Origin of the sequence: Ideonella sp., from assembly GCF_035254525.1 — a bacterium.
Classification (GTDB): domain Bacteria; phylum Pseudomonadota; class Gammaproteobacteria; order Burkholderiales; family Burkholderiaceae_C; genus Ideonella.
Genome location: NZ_DATFAN010000075.1, coordinates 40,861 through 59,528 on the forward strand (window position 1 = coordinate 40,861; position 18,668 = coordinate 59,528).

20 protein-coding genes are annotated in these 18,668 nt (G+C 71.9%); 14 read left to right on the plus strand and 6 right to left on the minus strand.

Features of this window, described 5'->3' with window-relative positions:
- Positions 1–34: 34 nt before the first annotated feature.
- From VJ693_RS07650 to VJ693_RS07665, 4 genes are all read left to right on the plus strand, one after another.
- The gene (locus VJ693_RS07650) at positions 35–1,396 is read left to right on the plus strand and encodes a CHASE3 domain-containing protein (protein WP_324152976.1); all 1,362 of its coding nucleotides are present in this window, start codon (positions 35–37) and stop codon (positions 1,394–1,396) included.
- Between the two features lie 139 nt (positions 1,397–1,535).
- Positions 1,536–1,868 carry a hypothetical protein gene (locus VJ693_RS07655; RefSeq protein WP_324152978.1) on the plus strand — a complete coding sequence of 111 codons (333 nt, stop codon included), beginning with the start codon at positions 1,536–1,538 and terminating at the stop codon, positions 1,866–1,868.
- A 60-nt stretch (positions 1,869–1,928) separates the two neighbouring features.
- Entirely contained in the window at positions 1,929–2,369 is a 441-nt protein-coding gene (locus VJ693_RS07660; RefSeq protein ID WP_324152980.1) for a BON domain-containing protein, read from the plus strand.
- Positions 2,370–2,388: 19 nt separating this feature from the next.
- Positions 2,389–2,544: a hypothetical protein gene (locus VJ693_RS07665; RefSeq protein WP_324152981.1), complete on the plus strand. Its 156-nt coding sequence runs from the start codon at positions 2,389–2,391 to the stop codon at positions 2,542–2,544.
- Positions 2,545–2,558: 14 nt separating this feature from the next.
- Here VJ693_RS07665 and VJ693_RS07670 read toward each other — a convergent pair whose 3' ends face one another.
- A complete protein-coding gene (locus tag VJ693_RS07670; protein WP_324152983.1) occupies positions 2,559–3,854 on the minus strand; it encodes an HD domain-containing phosphohydrolase in 1,296 nt (431 codons plus the stop codon).
- A 254-nt stretch (positions 3,855–4,108) separates the two neighbouring features.
- On the opposite strand from VJ693_RS07670, the gene VJ693_RS07675 reads away from it, so the two are divergent.
- Together VJ693_RS07675 and VJ693_RS07680 are read left to right on the plus strand one after the other, a co-directional pair.
- The gene (locus VJ693_RS07675) at positions 4,109–4,630 is read left to right on the plus strand and encodes a DUF6622 family protein (RefSeq protein WP_324152985.1); all 522 of its coding nucleotides are present in this window, start codon (positions 4,109–4,111) and stop codon (positions 4,628–4,630) included.
- Positions 4,631–4,667: 37 nt separating this feature from the next.
- Positions 4,668–5,777: a polymer-forming cytoskeletal protein gene (locus tag VJ693_RS07680; RefSeq protein ID WP_324152987.1), complete on the plus strand. Its 1,110-nt coding sequence runs from the start codon at positions 4,668–4,670 to the stop codon at positions 5,775–5,777.
- 14 nt (positions 5,778–5,791) lie between these two features.
- Here the strand turns inward: VJ693_RS07680 and VJ693_RS07685 are convergent, their stop codons facing one another.
- The 5 genes from VJ693_RS07685 to cobA all read right to left on the minus strand — a co-directional run bounded on the left by VJ693_RS07685 (position 5,792) and on the right by cobA (position 10,680).
- Positions 5,792–7,555 carry a diguanylate cyclase domain-containing protein gene (locus VJ693_RS07685; protein WP_324152989.1) on the minus strand — a complete coding sequence of 588 codons (1,764 nt, stop codon included), beginning with the start codon at positions 7,553–7,555 and terminating at the stop codon, positions 5,792–5,794.
- Positions 7,552–8,589 (minus strand): extracellular solute-binding protein, encoded by a 1,038-nt coding sequence (locus tag VJ693_RS07690; RefSeq protein ID WP_324152991.1) that lies wholly within the window; start codon positions 8,587–8,589, stop codon positions 7,552–7,554. Before VJ693_RS07690 ends, VJ693_RS07685 begins: the two co-directional genes overlap by 4 nt.
- Before the next feature lie 94 nt (positions 8,590–8,683).
- Positions 8,684–9,205: a GNAT family N-acetyltransferase gene (locus VJ693_RS07695; protein ID WP_324152992.1), complete on the minus strand. Its 522-nt coding sequence runs from the start codon at positions 9,203–9,205 to the stop codon at positions 8,684–8,686.
- Positions 9,202–9,801, minus strand: coding sequence for an XRE family transcriptional regulator (locus VJ693_RS07700; RefSeq protein ID WP_324152994.1), 600 nt, complete (start codon positions 9,799–9,801; stop codon positions 9,202–9,204). The genes VJ693_RS07695 and VJ693_RS07700 overlap by 4 nt, the downstream gene beginning before the upstream one ends.
- 54 nt (positions 9,802–9,855) lie before the next feature.
- A complete protein-coding gene (gene cobA / locus VJ693_RS07705; protein ID WP_414652238.1) occupies positions 9,856–10,680 on the minus strand; it encodes a uroporphyrinogen-III C-methyltransferase in 825 nt (274 codons plus the stop codon).
- Between the two features lie 156 nt (positions 10,681–10,836).
- On the opposite strand from cobA, the gene VJ693_RS07710 reads away from it, so the two are divergent.
- The 8 genes from VJ693_RS07710 to VJ693_RS07745 form a co-directional block, all read left to right on the plus strand.
- Positions 10,837–12,567, plus strand: a complete 1,731-nt coding sequence (locus tag VJ693_RS07710; RefSeq protein WP_324152996.1) for a cytochrome D1 domain-containing protein — start codon at positions 10,837–10,839, stop codon at positions 12,565–12,567.
- A 20-nt stretch (positions 12,568–12,587) separates the two neighbouring features.
- Positions 12,588–12,950, plus strand: coding sequence for a cytochrome c (locus tag VJ693_RS07715; protein ID WP_324153009.1), 363 nt, complete (start codon positions 12,588–12,590; stop codon positions 12,948–12,950).
- Complete coding sequence (locus VJ693_RS07720) at positions 12,947–14,137, plus strand: cytochrome D1 domain-containing protein (RefSeq protein WP_324152997.1); 1,191 nt, start codon at positions 12,947–12,949, stop codon at positions 14,135–14,137. The genes VJ693_RS07715 and VJ693_RS07720 overlap by 4 nt, the downstream gene beginning before the upstream one ends.
- Positions 14,134–15,141 (plus strand): Lrp/AsnC family transcriptional regulator, encoded by a 1,008-nt coding sequence (locus tag VJ693_RS07725; protein ID WP_324152999.1) that lies wholly within the window; start codon positions 14,134–14,136, stop codon positions 15,139–15,141. Before VJ693_RS07720 ends, VJ693_RS07725 begins: the two co-directional genes overlap by 4 nt.
- A complete protein-coding gene (locus tag VJ693_RS07730) occupies positions 15,125–15,604 on the plus strand; it encodes an Lrp/AsnC family transcriptional regulator (protein ID WP_324153000.1) in 480 nt (159 codons plus the stop codon). The genes VJ693_RS07725 and VJ693_RS07730 overlap by 17 nt, the downstream gene beginning before the upstream one ends.
- Entirely contained in the window at positions 15,591–16,073 is a 483-nt protein-coding gene (locus tag VJ693_RS07735) for an Lrp/AsnC family transcriptional regulator (RefSeq protein WP_324153002.1), read from the plus strand. The genes VJ693_RS07730 and VJ693_RS07735 overlap by 14 nt, the downstream gene beginning before the upstream one ends.
- A 2-nt stretch (positions 16,074–16,075) precedes the next feature.
- Positions 16,076–17,287, plus strand: a complete 1,212-nt coding sequence (nirJ, locus tag VJ693_RS07740; protein WP_324153003.1) for a heme d1 biosynthesis radical SAM protein NirJ — start codon at positions 16,076–16,078, stop codon at positions 17,285–17,287.
- Positions 17,274–18,668 (plus strand): cytochrome D1 domain-containing protein (locus tag VJ693_RS07745; RefSeq protein ID WP_324153004.1); only part of this gene is annotated, 1,395 nt, incomplete at its 3' end. The genes nirJ and VJ693_RS07745, both read left to right, overlap by 14 nt.

Sequence of the window (18,668 nt, forward strand, 5' to 3'; positions counted from 1 at the left end):
CGCAGCCTGGTTCGACCGGGGCAAATTCCGGGCCATGGCCTTTCCGCTGGCCGCGCTGGTGGCCGGGCTGCTGCTGGCGACCAGCGAGCTCGCCTACCTCGGCGCCGACGCCCGCCTGACGCGCCTGGCCTCCATGGACCAGGCCCGCTACGAGCTGCTGCGCGTGCTGCGCCGCGTGACCGATGCCGAATCGGGCGAGCGCGGCTACCTGCTGGCCGGCGGGCCCGAGTACCTGGCGCCCTACCAGTCCGCCCGCGCCGACGTGTTCGACAGCCTGCACCGGCTCGAGCAGCTGTACGGCGACGTCGGCGACGCCGAGGCCGAGGCGCACCGCAAGCGCATCGCGATGCTCGCGGTGTCCAAGCTCAGCGAGATCGACGAAGTGCTGCGCCTCGATGCCAGCGGGTCGCGCGGCACCGCGATCGAGATGGTGCGCACCGGCATCGGCCGCGACCAGATGGAGCAGCTGCGGCAGGAGGTCGACGCGCTGCTGCGGCGCCAGAACGAGGCCGGCCACGCGACGCTGGGCAAGGTCTACGACACGCTGCTGCTGAACCGCATCGGCGTGGCCGCGCTGACGGTGATCGGCCTGGCGGTGCTGGCCGCCTTCCTGCGCCTGAGCAACCTGCTCGACCGCCAGCTCGCCGAGCGGCAAGCCGAGGTGCGTGCCGAGCGCGACCGCCTCGAGCTCGAGGTCAGCGCACGCACCGCCGACCTGACCGAGCTCGCGCGCCACCTGCAGACCGCGCGCGAGGACGAGCGCGCGCGGCTGGCGCGCGACCTGCACGACGAACTCGGGGCGCTGCTGACCGCCGCCAAGCTCGACGTCGCACGCATCAAGCCCAAGCTGCTGCAGGCCGCGCCCGACCTGCAGCCGCGGCTGACGCACCTGGTCGAGGCGCTGAACAGCGGCATCGCGCTCAAGCGCCGCATCATCGAGGACCTGCGCCCATCGACGCTGAACAGCCTGGGCCTGGTGCCGGCGCTGGAGATCCTGTGTGCCGAGTCGAGCGAACGCATCGGGGTGCCGATCCACACCCGGCTGCAGCCGGTGCAGCTGGCGCCGGGAGCCGACCTGGTCGTGTTCCGCGTGGTGCAGGAATCGCTGACCAACATCGCCAAGTACGCCCGTGCCAGCGAGGTGCAGGTCAGCCTGGACACCGAGGATGGCGAGGCGGTGATCGAGGTGAACGACGACGGCGCCGGCTTCGACATCTCGAAATCGCCCGCCGGCAGCCATGGCCTGTTCGGCATGCGCTTTCGGGTCGAGGCCGAGCGCGGCCGGCTGCTGGTGCGCTCGGCGCCGGGCCGCGGCACCACGCTGACCGCGCGGCTGCCGCTGGCCGCCCCGAGCGCCCCGGACGCGCCGTCCGACGCCGCGCAGGACTCGGCGTAGGCGCCCTCCTACACCGGGGCGCTCGGCCGGCCGACATGCGGCCGCGCTGTCCGCCGCTCATGCCCGCGCCGGGGGCTGCCTACATTGGGTCCATTGCCGCCGGCAACCCCGCACGCGGCACCCATGAAAGGACCTTGCCATGACCAGCGTCACCCGTTCGTTCACGCGCGCCGCCGACACGGCGGCCGACCACCTCCAGGCCGGCGCGGACCAGCTGAGCCACATGAGCCAGCTCGCCCCGTCCGCCTTCAGCCGCGCCGCGGCGCAGATGGAAGAGCTGACCCAGCGCAGCATGGACCGGGCACGCGATGCGACCCACCAGGTGCGCGACCAGGCCCACCGCGCCGGCGACCGCGCGGTCGGCTACATCCAGCACGAACCGGTGAAGTCGATGTTGTTCGCGGTCGCGGCCGGCGCGGCGGTGGCCATGCTGGCCGGCTGGCTCGCGCGCTCGCGCGCCGACCGGTTCTGATCCTCGGCGGCCGGCCATGACGGCACCCGACGATGGACATTCCACGCAAAGGAGCACCCCATGAACACCCGAACCACCCGCCTTGCCCCCACCGCCCTGCTGGCGCTGTCGCTGGTCTCCGCCACCCTGCTGGTGGCCTGCGGCCGCAACGACGAGGAGCGCACCGCCGGGCAGAAGCTCGACAGCGCGATCGCCAAGACCGAGCAGAGTGCCAAGGAGGCGAAGACCGCGACGGAGAACGCCGCGAACCGCGTCGAAGGCGCGGCCGAACGGATGACCGCCAAGGCCGAGGACGTGGCCGTCACCGCCAAGGTCAACGCCGCGCTGGCCGGTGACCCGCGCCTGTCGGCGCTGAAGATCAACGTCGACACGGTCGATGGCAAGGTCTCCCTGAGCGGCTTCGCGCCCGACGTCGCCTCACGCGAACGCGCGACCGAGCTGGCCAAGGCCGTGAACGGCGTGGTCAGCGTCGACAACAAGCTCGAAGTCGCCAACAAGTAAGGGCAAGCCAGGGCGCGCCATGCGACGACTCGCTGCGATCCTCTATGTGGTCGTCACGCTGACGAGCCTGGCGACGGCCGCGGTGCAGCCGGTGGAAGCCGATCTGCTGGCCGCCAGCGCGCCCGCGATGGCCGACGCCTGGGCCGGCGCAGCCGAGCTGCCGCCGCCGCCCTGAACGGAGGTCCTGGGCTACTCGGCCATCGCCCGCAGGCTCAGGCACAGCTGCTCGAGCCGGCCGGCGTCGCCGGGGGCGAGTTCGCCGGCACGCAGCAGCGCGGCGCGCTCGATCCCCCGCAGGCGAAAGATCAGTTCATCCTCGATCGCTTCGACCTCGGCCGCGTCGCGCACCGGCACGGCCGAGGCGCTCCACAAGCCGCTGGCGTTCCAGCCCAGGCGCAAGCGGCCGAGCAGGTGGCGCACCAGCGCGACGGCGTTCTTCAACGGCGGCGCCTCGGCCCGCGGGGCCAGCTCGGCCGCCTTGGCCTCGGCGGCCCGCAGCGCATCGTCCAGCCGCGTCAGGCGCGCCTGCACATCGGCGCTGGTGATGCGGGAGCGGTGGGGCGGCTCGGCGCGCGCGGCGGCCTCGATGGCGCCGATCCAGTTCAGGTCGAATTCGCCGGGCACCGCGCGCAGTGCGACGCTGGCGCGCGCCAGCGTCGGCACCTGCTCGCCCGCGCCGGCCGCCGCGGCGCCACGCAGGCTGCCGAGCGCCGCCTCGGCGACCGCGAGCATGCGGCCCAGCGGCGAGACCTCGTCGCGCTGCAAGCTGTGCGGGTAGCCGGAGCCGTCGAGCCGCTCGTGGTGCTCGGCGATCGCGCGCGACAGCGCGCCGGGGTAGTTGGTGAGCTGCGCGATCAGCAGGTGGCCGACGTGCGGGTGCACGACGAGCTGCTGGTAGCTGACGAAATCGAGCTCGCGGTCGGCCTCGGCCTCGCCGTAGCGGGGGTCGATGTACATCTCGCCCAGGTCGTGCAGCAGGCCGGCGAGCAGCGCCAGGCGCAGCTCGGCGACGCCGCCGCCGTGCCGATCCATCATCGCACCGCACAGCAGCATCGCCTGCACCGCATGGGTGAAGGCCTCGGGCCGCGAGGCCTGGGCCGCGGTCAGCAGCAGCTGCGGCACCGAGTGCAAGGGCAGGTGGCCGGTTTCCTTCAGCAGCCTCGCCGCGTGCGGCTTGAGCAGCGCCACCAGCGGGCCGCCGCGCTCGAGCTGCACCTCGGCCGCCTGCACCAGCGTGTGCGGGCTGACGCCGTCTTCGGCCAGCAGGCAGCTTTCGAGCGGGTTGCGCAGCTGCCGGTCCAGCAGCCGGCGCTGCAGCGCCGAGGACACCGGCTGATCGCGCGCCCACAGCTTGATGCCGGAGATGTCGAAGATGTCGCGCGAGGCGATGATGCTCTTCGTCTGGCTCGCCTCGAGAATCGTGGCCAGCGCATGCTGGTTGGCCACCGAGAAGGACGCACTGCGCAGGACGGCTGCATTCGCCATATGTCGGGTCTCCCTGGGTCGGCTGCGGGCTGACCGTGCTCATCGACCACGGCCGCCATGCATGAAACCCAATTGGTGACAGAACGCAACCGGGCGCGGCGCCAGCCAGGGCGCCGCGCCGCCGGCCGACCGTTCGCGCCCGCCGGCCGCACCCGGCGCCTCACCGAACCCGTTCGTCGCATCCGGCTCGCCGGCGGCCAGGGGCCCGGCCAGCATCACCACATCGCCACCCGAAACGCCAAGAGGAGCCGATGATGTCGATGCAGATCCTGAGCCACACCCCGCGCTGGGTGTTCGTGCTGTTCACCGTGCTGCTGCTGCTCGGCCTGTCGCAGCTGGCCGGACGCCGCGCCGGCTTGCGGCGCGTGTCCATCCTGCCGCTGGCCATGCTGGCCTGGTCGCTGTACGGCACGCTCGCGGCCTTCGCCGCCCAGCCGGTGGTGCTGCTCGGCTGGCTGGGGGCGCTGGCCGCCGCCTGCGCCGCGGTGGCGACGCGCCCGCTGCCGGCCGGCACGGCCTACGACCCCGCCACCCGCCGCTTCGCGCTGACCGGCAGCGCCTGGCCGCTGGTGCTGATGATGGGCATCTTCTTCACCAGGTACACCGTCGGCGTGCTGCTCGCGATGTCGCCCGGACTGGCCTCGGACAGCGGCTTCGGCTGGACGGTTGCCAGCCTGTACGGCATGCTCAGCGGCGTGTTCCTCGGGCGAGCGCTGCGGCTGTGGAAGCTGGCGCTGCCGACGCTGGCGCAAGCGCCGAGCCTGCGCGCGGCCTGAGCGCGCCCCGGGGGCTGGTTTGCAGCCGGAGGTCACGATGAAATCCTGGATCACCGCCATCGCCATCGGCGCCGCCTGCGCCATCTGCGGGGCCGCTGCGGCAGACGAGCACGACGGCGTCGCCGCGCGTGACCTGGGCACGGACCGGGCCATCGCCGGCGGCGCGCCCTCGCAGATGCAGCCCGTGGCCGGTGACCTGATGGCCGCCGGCGGGACGGTGGAGGTGCTGGCCGAGGTGGGCGGCGACGCGCTCCTTCTTGGCGGCACGCTGCGCCTGGACGCCGCGGTGCGGCAGAGCCTGTATGCGGCGGGCGGCCGCGTGACGATCGGCGCCCCGGTCCAGCACAACGCGCGCATCGCCGGCGGCAGCCTGGAGGTCTCGCCCGCCGGGCGCGTGGCGGGCAACCTGTCGGCCGCGGGTGGCGAGCTTCGCGTGCTCGGCCCGGTGGATGGCTATGTCGTCGCCGGCGCCGGCCGCGTGCTGATCAATGCGCCGGTGGCCGGCGACGTGCACGTGCGCGCGGGCCGGCTCGAGCTCGGCCCGCGGGCCGCGATCGGCGGCAAGCTGCGCTATGCCAGCGGCGACGAGATCGTGCGCGACCCGGCCGCGCGGGTCGGCGGCGGCATCGAGCGCGTGCCTCGGGCGCCCTCGCCCGAGCCGGGCCGACACCGTGGCGCCGTCGGCTGGGTCTGGACGGCGGGGCTGATGTTGCTGGCCGCGGTGCTCGCGGCGGCCCTGCCGCGGCTCGGCGAGCGCGTGCAGCGCAGCCTGAGCGAGCGGCCGGGCGCCAGCGCGCTGGCCGGCTTCGTGGCCATCGTCTGCGTGCCCGTGCTGGCGATCGTGCTGCTCGCCACCGTGATCGGCGCGCCGCTGGGCCTGCTCGCGCTGCTGGCCTACCCCGCGCTGCTGCTGGTGGGTTATGCCTCGCTCGGCGTCAGCGGCGGGCGCATGGCGCTGGCGCGCTGGAAGCCGCAGCGCCAGGCCCACCGCGGTTGGCAGGCGCTGGCCGCCGCGCTGTGCATGCTGCTCATCGGGCTGGCCGCCGCCGTGCCCTGGCTGGGCGGCCTCGTCGCGCTCGTCGTGCTGGTGCTCGGCGTCGGATCCGTCCTGCTTGCCGCGCAGCCCGGCGCTTCGGCGGCCGCCTAGCCGTCAGCCCCGGATCAGCTGACCGCCGCCGCCATCGTGTCGGCCCCGCCGCTGTCGCCGGCCAGGCAGACGCGCATCCGCCCGCCCGACTTGGCGCGGTACATCGCCTGGTCGGCGGCGGCGATCAGCTCGATGGCGCCTTCGCCGTTCTCCGGGTAGAGGCTGGCGCCGATGCTGGCGCCGAGCACCAGGTCCGTCTCGCCGCGGCGCACCGGCTGCGACAGGACATCGAGCACCTTGTGCGCAACGATCGACACCCCCTCGATGCCGTCGATCTCGTCGAGCAGGATGATGAACTCGTCGCCGCCGATGCGCGCCACGGTGTCGACCTCGCGCACCACGTGCTTCAGGCGCTGCGCCAAGGTGCGCAGCACATGGTCGCCCGCGGCATGGCCGAGCTCGTCGTTGATGGCCTTGAAGTTGTCCAGGTCGATGAACAGCAGTGCCAGCTGCCCGTCGGTGCGCTTGGCATGGGCCAGCGCGTGATCGAGACGATCGAGGAAGAAGCGCCGGTTGTGCAAGCCCGTCAGGCTGTCGTGGCTGGCCAGCCGGTCGAGCTCGCCCTGCTTCTGCTCCAGCGTCGCGAACTGCGCGCGAATCTGGCTTTGCATGGCCTCGATGCTGCGCGCCAGCAGGCCGATCTCGTCCTGGCGCGCGCTGGGCAGGCGGCCGCCCGGGGCGCCCTCGGCAAAACGCCGCACCGCGTCGACGATCTGGTTCAGCGGGCGGGTCATGGCCCGCGCCAGCAAGGCCGCCAGCAGCACGGCCAGCGCGCTGAACGCCACGACGATGCGGGCGCTGGCCGCGCCCAGCTGCTCGCTGTCCTTCAGCACGACGCTCAGCGGCTGGGCCAGGCCGAGGATGAACTCGTCCTCGCGCTGCAGCTCGCCCAGCGGCTGGCGCATGAAAGCCGCCACCACGGCGCCCTGGGCGCCCAGCGACGCCGTGGTGACGAGCTCGTCCTGGCGGCCCGGGCCCTCGCGCGTCATCGCCTGCGCGGCGGGAAAGGCATCCTGCAGGCGCGCCACCTGCCCGCGGTCGAAGGCGAAGGCCTGGGCGGGGTCCGGGTGGATCAGGAAATCGCCGGCGCTGTTGGTCAGGTACAGCTGCAAGCCGGGGGGCAGGTCGGCGGCGAGCTGGGCGAACAAGCCGTTCAGGTCGACGTTGATGACGACCACGCCGCGCGCCCGCCCATCCACATCGTGCACGGGGGCGGCCACCTGCAGCGAGGGCTTGCCCAGGCCGGCATGGGCGCCCACTTCGTGGTTGATGGCCGGGCGTGACACGTACACCGCGCCGGGGGGCAGGCGCAGCGTCTCGAACACATACGGGTAGTGCCCCTTCTCCTGCAGGTCGTCGCCGCTCACGCGCACCAGGCCGCCCTCGTCGCGATCGACGCGGATGCGCTCCAGCCCATGATCGGTCACGTCGATCAGGCGCATCTGGAAGTACTCGGGGTGGGTGTCCAGCAGGCGTTCGAACAACATCTCGACGTTGTTCTCGTTGAACGCCTGCACGCGCGGGTCGGCGCGGGCCAGCAGGCGCGCGGCCTGCGGGTGGTTGGCGAGCAGGCGCACGTCGCGCGCGGTGCCGTTGAGGCCCACCGCCAACTGGCGCACCAGCACCCGCGTGGCGGTCTGCAGGCGCTCCTCGGCGCCCGCGATCAGCATGGTGCGGCTGGCCGTGTAGCCGTAGTAGCCGGTCAGGGCGGCTGCCAGCACACCCACGCCGGCCAGCGCGAGCCCGAGGCGCCAGGCGATGCCCAGCTTCACCTTCATGGCGCCAGCACGCGCGAGGCGCGATCGCCGGAGCGGATGCGCGCCCACAACGCCTCGCGCCGGCCGGCGTCTTCGACCGGCTCGAGCCAGAGCAGGCGCACCTCGGGGCGGCTCGAATCCGATTCGGTGGTGGTGTTGGCCAGCCCCTGGCGCGACACCAGCAGCCGGCTGGCCTGCTCGCCCAGCAGCAGGTCGATCCAGGCATGGGCCAGCGCGGGTTCGCGGGCCCGGCGCGTGACGGCCCAGCAATCGAGCCAGGCCAGTGCGCCCTCGCGGGGGATCACATAGCCCGCGTCGACACCCTGGGCCTTCAGCAGATGCAGCTGCTGCGTGCCGTAGTTCGCATACATCAGCGCGGCGCCATGGCGCCGGAACAGGCTGATCGACTCCTCGGGCTGGTTGTAGAAGCCCAGCACGTTGCGCCGCAGGTCGATCAGCGCATCCACCGTGCGCGGCCACATCGGCGCTTCGATCTTGAACGGCGACGCGGCCCCGAGCATCTGGGCGGCCAGCGAGAAGCTGTGGGTTCCCCCGCCGTAGGCGAGCACCTTGCCCTGGTAGCGCTTGTCCCACAGCGCCGCGATCGAAGTCGGCGGGATGCCGACCTGGCGCTTGTCGTAGATCAAGCCCATCTCGGAGTAGGTGAACGGGATCGCATAGGTCTGCGCCACGCCGCCCTGCTTGTGCACCAAGCCGGGGATCGAGCTGCGCTGGCGAAAGCGCGGCAGCTGCGCCCGGGTGTTTGGGACCAGGGCCGGATCCACCGGTTGCACCAGCTCAGCCCGGATGTAGCGCTGCAGCTCGGCGGTATTCACCGCGAAGACGTCGAAGTCGCCGCCCCCGTTCGCGTTGAGCCGCTGCCACATCGACTCGTCGGTATCGATCACCGTCAATTCGACGTGGGCACCCGTCCGCGCCTCGAAGTCGTGCACGACCTCGGGCTCTGCATAGCCCGGCCACGCCAGCACGCGCAGCACCGGCGCCGCGGCTGCCCCCGCCGTTTGCGCGCAGGCCAGGGCGAGCAGCACGGCCACCTGAACCCACCTTCCCCGCATCGACACCCCGCCAAGTCACGCGAATCCCTCTGGCCATCTTAGGGCAAGGAAACCGCCGGGGGTACGGCCTGCCTCAGAGCCGCTTGTAGAAGAACGTCGTACCGCACGGTTCGCCGTCCGGCATCAGCGCGTAGTGGGGCACGCAGCCCACCGGCACCCAGCCCGAACGCCCGTACAGGCGCTCGGCGTCGCCGCCGGTCACGGTGTCGAGCACCAGCACGTGCTTGCCTTCCGCCCGCGCGGCCTCGTCCACCGCCGCCATCAGGCGTTGCGCGACGCCCTGGCGCCGGGCGCGGCGATGGACCAGCATCTTGGCCACGTCGGCGCGGTGCGGCTGGTTCTCGGGCAAGGCGGTGATCAACTGCACCGTGCCGACGATTCGGCCGGCCTCGTCGTCGGCCACCAGCAGCACACGCTCGCCGCGGGCGACGCCGTCGGCCACGCCGCGCCAGAACGCCAGTGCCTTCTCGCGCGACAGCGGCGCCATGAAACTGACCGAGGCGCCGCCGTCGACGCAATCGATCAGGACCTCCGCGAGGCCCTCGATGCAGGCCGCGGCTTCGTTGGCGCCGACGCGCCGGATCGAGACGTTCACGAGTAATTCCTCCGGGACGGCAGGAAGGGCAGCGTCGCCAGCGCGACGAGGTAGCGCGCCGGCGAGCGGCCGGGGTTGTGGAAGACGATGGGCGCATCCAGCCGCATCGCCAGGCAATCGCCGGCGGCCAGCCGCCAGTGCGCGTCGCCGACGGTCAGCTCCATCGTGCCGTCGATCATCCAGACCTGCTGGTGCACGTCGTTGTCGCGCGCCGATGTCTCGTAGGCGATGCGCTGGCCGGCCGGGAAGATCACATCGACCAGCTGGATCGGCGAGCGCGCCGGCGGTGACACGTTGCGCCGCACGTAGCCGCTGGCCGGGTCGGTCCAGAGCGGCTGCTCGGCCACGCGCGCCAGCGGCGAGGGCTCGGCGCTGGCGGCCAGGCCGGGGCTGGCCTCGAACAGCGAGGCGACGGTGACGCCGAGCGCGGCCGAGAGCTTGTCCAGCACGACCGCGGTCGGGCTGCTCTGGCCGCGCTCGATCAGCGAGATGTTGGAACGGCTGACGCCGCTGCGCTCGGCCAGCGCGTCGAGCGACAGGCCGGCGGCGTCGCGCAGCTCGCGCACACGGCGGGCGATGCGGTGGTTGATGTCCATGCCATCCAGTTTACTGGAATTCGACCTCCAGCAAACAGGATGATGCACCGGGAGTCAGGGCGCCGGATGCCTCGCCGAGGCGCGCGCCAGCAGCGGCTGCAGCGAGACCACCTGGCCGATGATCACCAGCGCCGGCGGCTTCACCTGCTCGGCGCGGGCAAGCTCGGGCAGACTGGCCAGCGTGCCGGTCAGGCAGCGCTCGCCGGGCAGCGTGGCGCGCTCGACGATCGCCGCCGGCGTGTCGGCCGGCAGGCCGTGCGCGACCAGCCTGGCGCAACTGCGCGCCAGCGTGCCGACGCCCATGTAGATCACCAGCGTCTGCCGCGGGCGGGCCAGTGCGGCCCAGTCGAGCTCGGGGTCGCCGCCCTCGCGGCCGTGGCCGGTGGCGAAGACCAGCGTCGCCGCGTGGTCGCGGTGCGTCAGCGGGATGCCGACGTTCGCGGCCGCCCCCTGCGCGGCGGACAGGCCGGGGATCACCTCGAACGGCACGCCGGCCTCGGCCAGGGCCTCGGCCTCCTCGCCGCCGCGGCCGAAGATGTAGCCGTCGCCACCCTTCAGGCGCAGCAGCGGGCGGCCGGCACGCGCATACCGCAGCATCAGCTCGATGATCGTCTTCTGCGACAGGCTGTGGTTCGACGACTCCTTGCCGACGTAGACGCGGTCGGCGCCTTCGGCCATCAGCGCCAGCACCGCCGGGCTCACCAGGTGGTCGTACAGCACCAGCGAGGCGCGGCGCAGCGCGTTGGCCGCCTTCACGGTCAGCAGCTCGGGGTCACCCGGCCCGGCGCCGACCAGGGTCACCAGCGCGGCGCGCGGCGCGGGCGGCGTGCTCGCCGGCGGGGGCGGTGTGAACAGCATCAGGTCGTCGAGCAATTGCATGGTGGCCGGCATTCCTTCGTCGCCATCGGTAGCTGGTGGCGGCGATGTTGGGCGGCACATCCGTTCTCGTCCTTGAAGCAGATCAAGGACCGACCCGCGGCTCGGGCACACGATGCCTTCGCTCGTCGCCTGACGCACAACCCACAGAGGACACCGATGAAGAACCCCACGCTGAACCGGCTGAGCGCCCTGGCGCTGGCCACGCTGGCCACCTTGGCAGGAGCCGTCGCGCACGCCGAGGACAAGAAGGACGTGACGCAGCCCGAAGTGAACTACCAGGCCGGCGGCTCGCCGCTGGCCGGCGAGCCGATGTACCAGAGCACGAACCCGAAGGCGCCGGCCATGACGCTGGCGGAGTTCGAGCTGGCCCGCAAGACCTACTTCGAGCGCTGCGCCGGCTGCCACGGCGTGCTGCGCAAGGGCGCCACCGGCAAGCCGCTGACACCCGACATCACGCTCGGCAAGGGCACCGACTACCTGAAGGTCTTCATCAGCTACGGCTCGCCCGCCGGCATGCCGAACTGGCTGACCTCCGGCGAGATGGACGAGAAGACCGTCGACGTGATGGCCCGCTACATCCAGCAGGATCCGCCCACACCGCCCGAATTCGGCATGGAGCAGATGAAGGCGACCTGGAAGGTCATCGTTCCGCCGGCGCAGCGGCCGAAGAAGAAGCTGAACAACTACAACATCGACAACATCTTCTCGACCACGCTGCGCGACACCGGCGAGGTGGCGCTGATCGACGGCGACACCAAGCAGATCATCAACATCGTCAAGACCGGCTACGCGGTGCACATCTCGCGCCTGTCGGCCTCCGGGCGCTACCTGTTCGTGATCGGCCGCGATGCCAAGGTCAACATGATCGACCTGTGGATGGAGAAGCCCGACAACGTGGCCGAGATCCGCATCGGCCTGGAGGCCCGCTCGGTCGACACCAGCAAGTACAAGGGCTATGAAGACAAGTTCGCGATCGCCGGCAGCTACTGGCCGCCGCAGTACGTGATCATGAAGGGCGACACGCTCGAACCGCTGAAGATCGTGGCCACCCGCGGCATGACGGTCGACAAGCAGGAGTACCACCCCGAGCCGCGCGTGGCCTCGATCGTCTCGTCGCACTACAAGCCCGAGTTCGTCGTCAACGTGAAGGAGACCGGCAAGACGCTGCTGGTGGACTACTCGAACATCGACGCGCTGAAGACCACCGAGATCGGCACCGCCCGCTTCCTGCACGACGGCGGCATGGATTCGACCGGCCGCTACTTCATGGTCGCCGCCAACCAGAGCAACAAGATCGCCGCGGTCGACCTGAAGGAAGGCAAGCTCGAGCGGCTGATCGACGTCGGCAAGATCCCGCACCCGGGGCGCGGCGCGAACTTCGTGCACCCGAAGTTCGGCCCCGTGTGGGCCACCGGCCACCTGGGTGACGAGACGATCTCGCTGATCGGCACCGACCCGAAGGGCCACAAGGACTACGCGTTCAAGAAGGTCGCCGAGCTCAAGGGCCAAGGTGGCGGGGCGCTGTTCATCAAGAGCCACCCGAAGTCGACCCACCTGTATTCGGACACGCCGCTGAACCCGGATCCGAAGATCTCGCAGTCGGTGGCGGTGTACGACATCAAGAACCTCGACAAGGGCTACACCGTGCTGCCGATCGCCGAGTGGGCGGGCCTGCCGGACGACGGCGCCAAGCGGGTTGTGCAGCCCGAGTTCAACAAGGCCGGCGACGAGGTCTGGTTCGCGGTCTGGTCGGCCAAGAACAAGCAGAGTGCGCTGGTCGTCGTCGACGACAAGACGTTGAAGCTCAAGACCGTGATCAAGGACCCGCGCCTGATCACGCCGACCGGGCACTTCAACGTCTACAACACGCAACACGACATCTACTGATCGAGCGCCGCGTGAAAGACATGCTCGTGGTGGCGGTGGCACTGGCGGTTGCCACCGGGGCCGTGGCCGAGCCCGCACCGGCGCGCCAGCAGCAGCTGGTGCGCATGGTGCGGCAGGACTGCGGCTCCTGCCACGGCATGCGGCTGACCGGGGGGCTCGGGCCGGCGCTGACGCGCGAGGCCCTGGCCGACCGGCTGCCCGAGAGCGTGGCCGCGACGATCTTCCACGGCCGCCCCGGCACGCCGATGCCGCCGTGGCGCGCGATGCTCGACGAGGGCGAGGCGCGCTGGATCGCCGAACGGCTGCAGGCCGGTTTTCCCGAGGAGTCCCCTCGGGGGGCCGACGCCGCCGGCGTCTTGGGGGTCGAAAGGAACTCACGATGATCGACCGCCGCGCCTTCCTGTTCGCCGCCGGCGCAGGCGGCCTGGCTCTCGCCGGTTGTGCGGCGCCACCCGCGGCCCTGCTGCGCGGCACCGGCGACCTCGGTGTCGTCGTCGAGCGCGCCCGCGGCACGCTGGCCATCGTCGACACCAGCCAGCGCACGCTGCTGGGCGAGGTCGCGGGCCTGGGCGACCTGTCGCATGCGTCGGTCGTGTTCTCGCGCGACGCCCGCTTCGCCTACGTCTTCGGCCGCGACGGCGGGCTGACCAAGGTCGACCTGCTCGAGCGTCGCATCGCGGCGCGCGTGATGCAGGCCGGCAACTCGATCGGTGGCGCGATCAGCGCCGACGGCTCGCTGGTCGCCGCGCAGAACTACACGCCCGGCGGCGTCAGGGTGTTCGATGCGCGCACGCTCGCGCCGGTCGCCGACATCCCGGCCGCCGACGTGAACGGCAAGCCCTCGCGTGTCGTCGGGCTGGTCGATCTGCCGGGCCGGCGCTTCGCGTGGAGCCTGCTCGACGCCGACGCGATCTGGATCGCCGATTTCTCGGACCCCGCGGCGCCGAAGCTGACCAAGCTCGCCGGCATCGGCCGCATGCCCTACGACGCGCTGGTCACGCCCGACGGCCGCCACTACATCGCCGGCCTGTTCGGCGAGGATGGCCTGGCCCTGGTCGACCTGTGGCAGGCCACGCCCAGCGCACGCCGCATCCTCGCCGGTTACGGCCGCGGCGAGCAGCCGCTGCCGGTCTACAAGATGCCGCACCTGCGCGGCTGGGCCGTCGCCGGCCGGCGCGCCTACCTGCCGGCGATCGGCCGGCACGAGGTGCTGGTGGTCGACACCGACAGCTGGCTGGAGGTGGGCCGCATCCCGGTCGCCGGCCAGCCGGTGTTCGTGATGGCGCGGCCCGACGGGCGCCAGGTCTGGGTCAACTTCGCGGTGCCCGATTACGACCGGGTGCAGGTGATCGATGTGCTGACGCAGCGCATCGTGCAGACGCTGACACCGGGCAAGGCGGTGCTGCACATGGAATTCACGCCGCGCGGCGAGGCCGTGTGGATCAGCAGCCGCGACGACAACCGCGTCAGCGTGATCGACACGCAGAGCTTCGCGACGCTCGCGACGCTGGCGATCGACGCGCCGAGCGGCATCTTCTTCACCTCGCGCGCCGGGCGGATGGGCCTATGAATCAGTTGGCCCTGCTGAACGACTGGCAGCACGACTTCCCGCTCGAGCGCGAACCGTTCGCGACGGTGGCCGCGCTGGCCGGCGCCAGCGTCGACGAAGTGCTCGCCGGCTACGCCGCCGCACGGCTCGACGGCAGCCTCAGCCGCATCGGCGGCGTGTTCGGCGGCGGCGCCGGCGGCGCCGCGATGCTGTGCGCGATGGCGGTGCCGCCCGCCCGACTGGCCAGCGTGGCGGCGCTGGTCTCGGCGCACCCCGGCGTCAACCACAACTACGAGCGCGAGCACCCGATCAACCTGTGGTTCGTGCTGACCGCGCCGGACGCGTCGGCGCTCGCCGCGGCGCTGGCCGGGCTGGAGGCGGCCACCGGGCTGGCCGCGCTGCGCCTGCCGATGCAGCGCGCCTACCGCATCGACCTCGGCTTCGACCTGCGCGGCCGCACGGCCGCCGCGCCACGCACCGGGCCGCACGGCGCGGCCGCGCGGCCGGTGGCGCCGGCCGACCGGTCGCTCGCCGCGCTGGTCGAAGACGGCCTGCCGCTGCTCGAGCGCCCGTTCGACGCCTGGGCCGAGGCGCTCGGCCGCACGCCAGGCCAGGTGCTCGACGTGCTGCGAGGCTGGCTCGCGCACGGCACGCTGAAGCGCTTCGGCACCATCGTGCGCCACCATGAACTCGGCTTCGCCGCCAATGCGATGACGGTGTTCGACGTGCCCGACGATGCCGTCGATGCCTGCGGCGAGGCGCTGGCGCGCACCCCGGGCGTGACGCTGGCCTACCGGCGCGCGCGCGCCGAGGGCTGGCCGTTCAACCTGTATTGCATGGTGCATGGCCGCGACCGCGTCGCGGTACACGCGGTGCTCGACGCCGCGCTGGCCCAGGCCGGCCTGGCCGCCTGCCCGCGCGCCGTGCTGTTCTCTCGCCGCCGCTACAAGCAGACCGGTGGCCGCTATTTCGCCGACGCGCGGCCCGCGCTCATGGACCCGATGCCCCATGCTCTTGTCGCCTGAAGACGTCCGCATCCTGACGCGCCTGCACGGCGGCCTGCCGCTGGTCGACCGGCCCTTCGCCGAGATCGGTGCCGAGCTCGGCATGGCCGAGGAGCACCTGATCGAGCGGCTGCGCCAGCTGCTCGCGCAAGGGGTGCTGACCCGCTTCGGCCCGCTGTTCCAGATCGAGCGCGCGGGCGGCCGTTTCGTGCTGGCGGCGCTTGCGGTGCCCGAGCACCGTTACGACGAGGTCACCACGCTGGTCAACGCGCTGCCCGAGGTCGCCCACAACTACCGCCGCGAGCATGCACTCAACATGTGGTTCGTCGTCGCCGCCGATTCGCCCGAGAAGGCTGAAGGAGCGCTGCAGCGCATCGAGGCCGACACCGGCCTGCCCGTGTTCGCCTTCCCCAAGGAGCGCGAGTACTTCGTCGAGCTGAAGCTGCCGCTCGATCACCTGGAGACTGGCGATGCCGCTCGATGAGATCGACCGCGAGCTGATCGCCGCCACGCAAGGCGGCCTGCCACTGGTCGCGCGGCCTTACGAAGCCGTGGGCGCGATGCTGGGCGTGCCGGGCGAGCTGGTGCGCGAGCGCCTGGCCGCGATGCTCGAATCGGGCCTGATCCGTCGCATCGGCGCGGTGCCCAACCACTACCGGCTCGGCTACACCGCCAACGGCATGAGCGTGTGGGACGTGGCCGACGAGCAGGTCGACGCGCTCGGCGAGCAGGTCGGCGCCTTGACTTTCGTCAGCCACTGCTACCGGCGGCCCCGCCATGCTCCCGCCTGGCCGTACAACCTTTTCGCGATGCTGCATGGCCGCACGCGCGAGGAGGTCGAGGCCCAGGCCGCGCAGATCGCCACGCTGCTGGGCCCGGCCTGCCGAGCCCACGAAATTCTCTATTCGACCGCGATCCTGAAGAAGACCGGCCTGCGCCTCACCGAGAACTGACGATGTTCCGCATCAGCCAATACATGCGCGAGCTGGCGCACGCCGAGGCGACCGGCAGCTACCCGGTGGCGCGTGCGGCGCGGGCCGGCGCGGCGCCCGGCCCCGTCGTGATCTGGAACCTGATCCGCCGCTGCAACCTGACCTGCAAGCACTGCTACGCGCTGTCGGCCGACCACGACTACGCGGGCGAGCTGAAGACCTCCGAGGTCTACGCAGTGATGGACGACCTGAAGGCGTTCGGCGTGCCGGTGCTGATCCTGTCCGGCGGCGAGCCGCTGATGCGGCCGGACCTGTTCCAGATCGCCGCGCACGCCAAGGCGATGCGCTTCTACACCGGCCTGTCGACCAACGGCACGCTGATCGACGCCGCAATGGCCGACCGCATCGCCGCCGTGGGCTTCGACTACGTCGGCATCAGCCTGGACGGCCTGCGCGAAACGCACGATCAGTTCCGCCGCCTCGAGGGCGCCTTCGACAAGAGCCTGGCCGCCGTGCGCCTGCTGCACGCGCGCGGCGTGAAAGTCGGCCTGCGCTACACGATGACCGCGATGAACGCGGCCGATTTCGCGCCGCTGCTGGAGCTGATGCGCGACGAGCAGGTCGACAAGTTCTACTTCTCGCACCTGAACTACGCCGGCCGCGGCAACATCCACCGCGCGAAGGACGCCCGCTTCGCCAGCACCCGCGAGGCGATGGACCTGCTGTTCGAGCGCGCATGGGAGGCCGCCTGCGAAGGCCGGCTGGAGGACTATGTCAGCGGCAACAACGACGCCGACGGGCCCTACCTGCTGCAATGGGCGCAGGCGCGGCTGCCGCGCTGGCACGGCACCTTGCGCGAGCGCCTCGTCGACTGGGGCGGCAACGCCAGCGGCATCGGCGTGGCCAACATCGACAACCTCGGCAACGTGCACCCCGACACGATGTGGTGGCACCACACGCTGGGCAATGTGCGCGAGCGGCCGTTCTCGGCCATCTGGCCCGACACCAGCGACCCGCTGATGGCCGGCCTGAAGCAGCGGCCGCGGCCGGTGACCGGGCGCTGCGGCGCCTGCGCGCACCTGGCGATCTGCGGCGGCAACACCCGCGTGCGGGCGCAACAGACGACCGGCGATCCCTGGGCCGAAGACCCGGGCTGCTACCTCGATGACACCGAGATCGGCCTGGCGCCCCCGGTGGTGTCAGTCGCCGGTGAGGTGGCCCATGCCTCTGCCTGAATCGCTGGCCCGTGCGGCCAAGCTGCTGCTGGCCGCCGGCCTGGTCTGGATGGGGGCCGACCTCGCGCGGGCGCAGGCGCCCGACGCGTCGCGCCTGTTCGCGCAGCACTGCGCGAGCTGCCACGGCGAGCAGCGCACCGGCTTGATGGGCCCGGCGCTGCTGCCCGAGAGCCTCGAGCGGCTGCGCGCGGCCGACGCGAAGACCGTGATCGAGAAAGGCCGCGCCGCGACGCAGATGCCGGGCTTCGCCGACAAGCTGAGCGGCGACGAGATGGCCGCGCTCGCCCGCTGGATCTACCAGCCCGTGCAACCGGCGCCGGCCTGGGCGGAGGCCGACATCCGCGCCTCGCGCACCGAAACCGCCGGCTGGGCCGCGTGGCCCGCCGCGCCCCAATGGCGCGCCGACCCGATGAACCTGTTCGTCGTCGTCGAGGGCGGCGACCACCACGTCTCGCTGGTCGACGGCGACCGCTTCGAGGTGATCCACCGCTTCGCCAGCCGCTATGCGCTGCACGGCGGGCCCAAGTTCACGCCCGACGGCCGCTACGTGTTCTTCGGCTCGCGCGACGGCTGGATCACGAAGTACGACCTGTGGAACCTGAAGATCGTCGCCGAGGTGCGCGCGGGCCTGAACATGCGCAACGTGGCGGTCAGCGGCGACGGCCGCTGGGTGATGGCGGCCAACTACCTGCCGCGCACGCTGGCGCTGTTCGATGCCGACCTGAACCTGGTGAAGACCTACGACGCGGCGACGCTCGACGGCACGCAGCACTCACGCGTCTCGGCCGTGTACGACGCGGCGCCGCGCAAGAGCTTCGTCGTCGCGCTGAAGGACATCGCCGAGGTCTGGGAGATCTCGTACGACCCGAAGGCCGAGCCCATCCACGACGGCTACGTGCACGACTACCGCATGGGCGAGGCCATCGCCAAGCCCGGCTACCTCGGCGTGCGGCGCACGCCGCTGGAGGAGCCGCTGGACGACTTCTTCTTCGACCAGGGCTACCGCCACCTGATCGGCACCGCGCGGGCGCGCAGCCCCGACGCGGCGCCGACCGCCCAGGTCGTCAACCTCGACATCCGCCGCAAGATCGCCGAGCTGCCGATCGCCGGCATGCCGCACCTGGGCTCGGGCATCACCTTCGCGTGGAACGGCACCACCGTGCTCGCCAGCCCGAACCTGAAGACCGGCGCGATCGACGTGATCGACATGAAGACTTGGAAGCCGGTCAAGACCGTGCCGACGCCCGGCCCGGGCTTCTTCATCCGCAGCCACGCGGCCACGCCCTACGCCTGGGCCGACTCGATGATGAGCCCCACGGCCAAGGACACGCTGACGCTGATCGACAAGCGCACGCTCGAGCCGGTGGCCACGATCCGCGAG

Excerpts from the sequence above, each read along its gene's own strand:
- VJ693_RS07650 (WP_324152976.1), top strand. The coding sequence starts at position 35 with ATGGCCTTTCCGCTGGCCGCGCTGGTGGCCGGGCTGCTGCTGGCGACC.
- VJ693_RS07655 (WP_324152978.1), top strand. The coding sequence starts at position 1,536 with ATGACCAGCGTCACCCGTTCGTTCACGCGCGCCGCCGACACGGCGGCC.
- VJ693_RS07660 (WP_324152980.1), top strand. The coding sequence starts at position 1,929 with ATGAACACCCGAACCACCCGCCTTGCCCCCACCGCCCTGCTGGCGCTG.
- VJ693_RS07665 (WP_324152981.1), top strand. The coding sequence starts at position 2,389 with ATGCGACGACTCGCTGCGATCCTCTATGTGGTCGTCACGCTGACGAGC.
- VJ693_RS07670 (WP_324152983.1), bottom strand. The coding sequence starts at position 3,854 with ATGGCGAATGCAGCCGTCCTGCGCAGTGCGTCCTTCTCGGTGGCCAAC.
- VJ693_RS07675 (WP_324152985.1), top strand. The coding sequence starts at position 4,109 with ATGTCGATGCAGATCCTGAGCCACACCCCGCGCTGGGTGTTCGTGCTG.
- VJ693_RS07680 (WP_324152987.1), top strand. The coding sequence starts at position 4,668 with ATGAAATCCTGGATCACCGCCATCGCCATCGGCGCCGCCTGCGCCATC.
- VJ693_RS07685 (WP_324152989.1), bottom strand. The coding sequence starts at position 7,555 with ATGAAGGTGAAGCTGGGCATCGCCTGGCGCCTCGGGCTCGCGCTGGCC.
- VJ693_RS07700 (WP_324152994.1), bottom strand. The coding sequence starts at position 9,801 with ATGGACATCAACCACCGCATCGCCCGCCGTGTGCGCGAGCTGCGCGAC.
- cobA (WP_414652238.1), bottom strand. The coding sequence starts at position 10,680 with ATGCAATTGCTCGACGACCTGATGCTGTTCACACCGCCCCCGCCGGCG.
- VJ693_RS07710 (WP_324152996.1), top strand. The coding sequence starts at position 10,837 with ATGAAGAACCCCACGCTGAACCGGCTGAGCGCCCTGGCGCTGGCCACG.
- VJ693_RS07715 (WP_324153009.1), top strand. The coding sequence starts at position 12,588 with ATGCTCGTGGTGGCGGTGGCACTGGCGGTTGCCACCGGGGCCGTGGCC.
- VJ693_RS07720 (WP_324152997.1), top strand. The coding sequence starts at position 12,947 with ATGATCGACCGCCGCGCCTTCCTGTTCGCCGCCGGCGCAGGCGGCCTG.
- VJ693_RS07725 (WP_324152999.1), top strand. The coding sequence starts at position 14,134 with ATGAATCAGTTGGCCCTGCTGAACGACTGGCAGCACGACTTCCCGCTC.
- VJ693_RS07730 (WP_324153000.1), top strand. The coding sequence starts at position 15,125 with ATGCTCTTGTCGCCTGAAGACGTCCGCATCCTGACGCGCCTGCACGGC.
- VJ693_RS07735 (WP_324153002.1), top strand. The coding sequence starts at position 15,591 with ATGCCGCTCGATGAGATCGACCGCGAGCTGATCGCCGCCACGCAAGGC.
- nirJ (WP_324153003.1), top strand. The coding sequence starts at position 16,076 with ATGTTCCGCATCAGCCAATACATGCGCGAGCTGGCGCACGCCGAGGCG.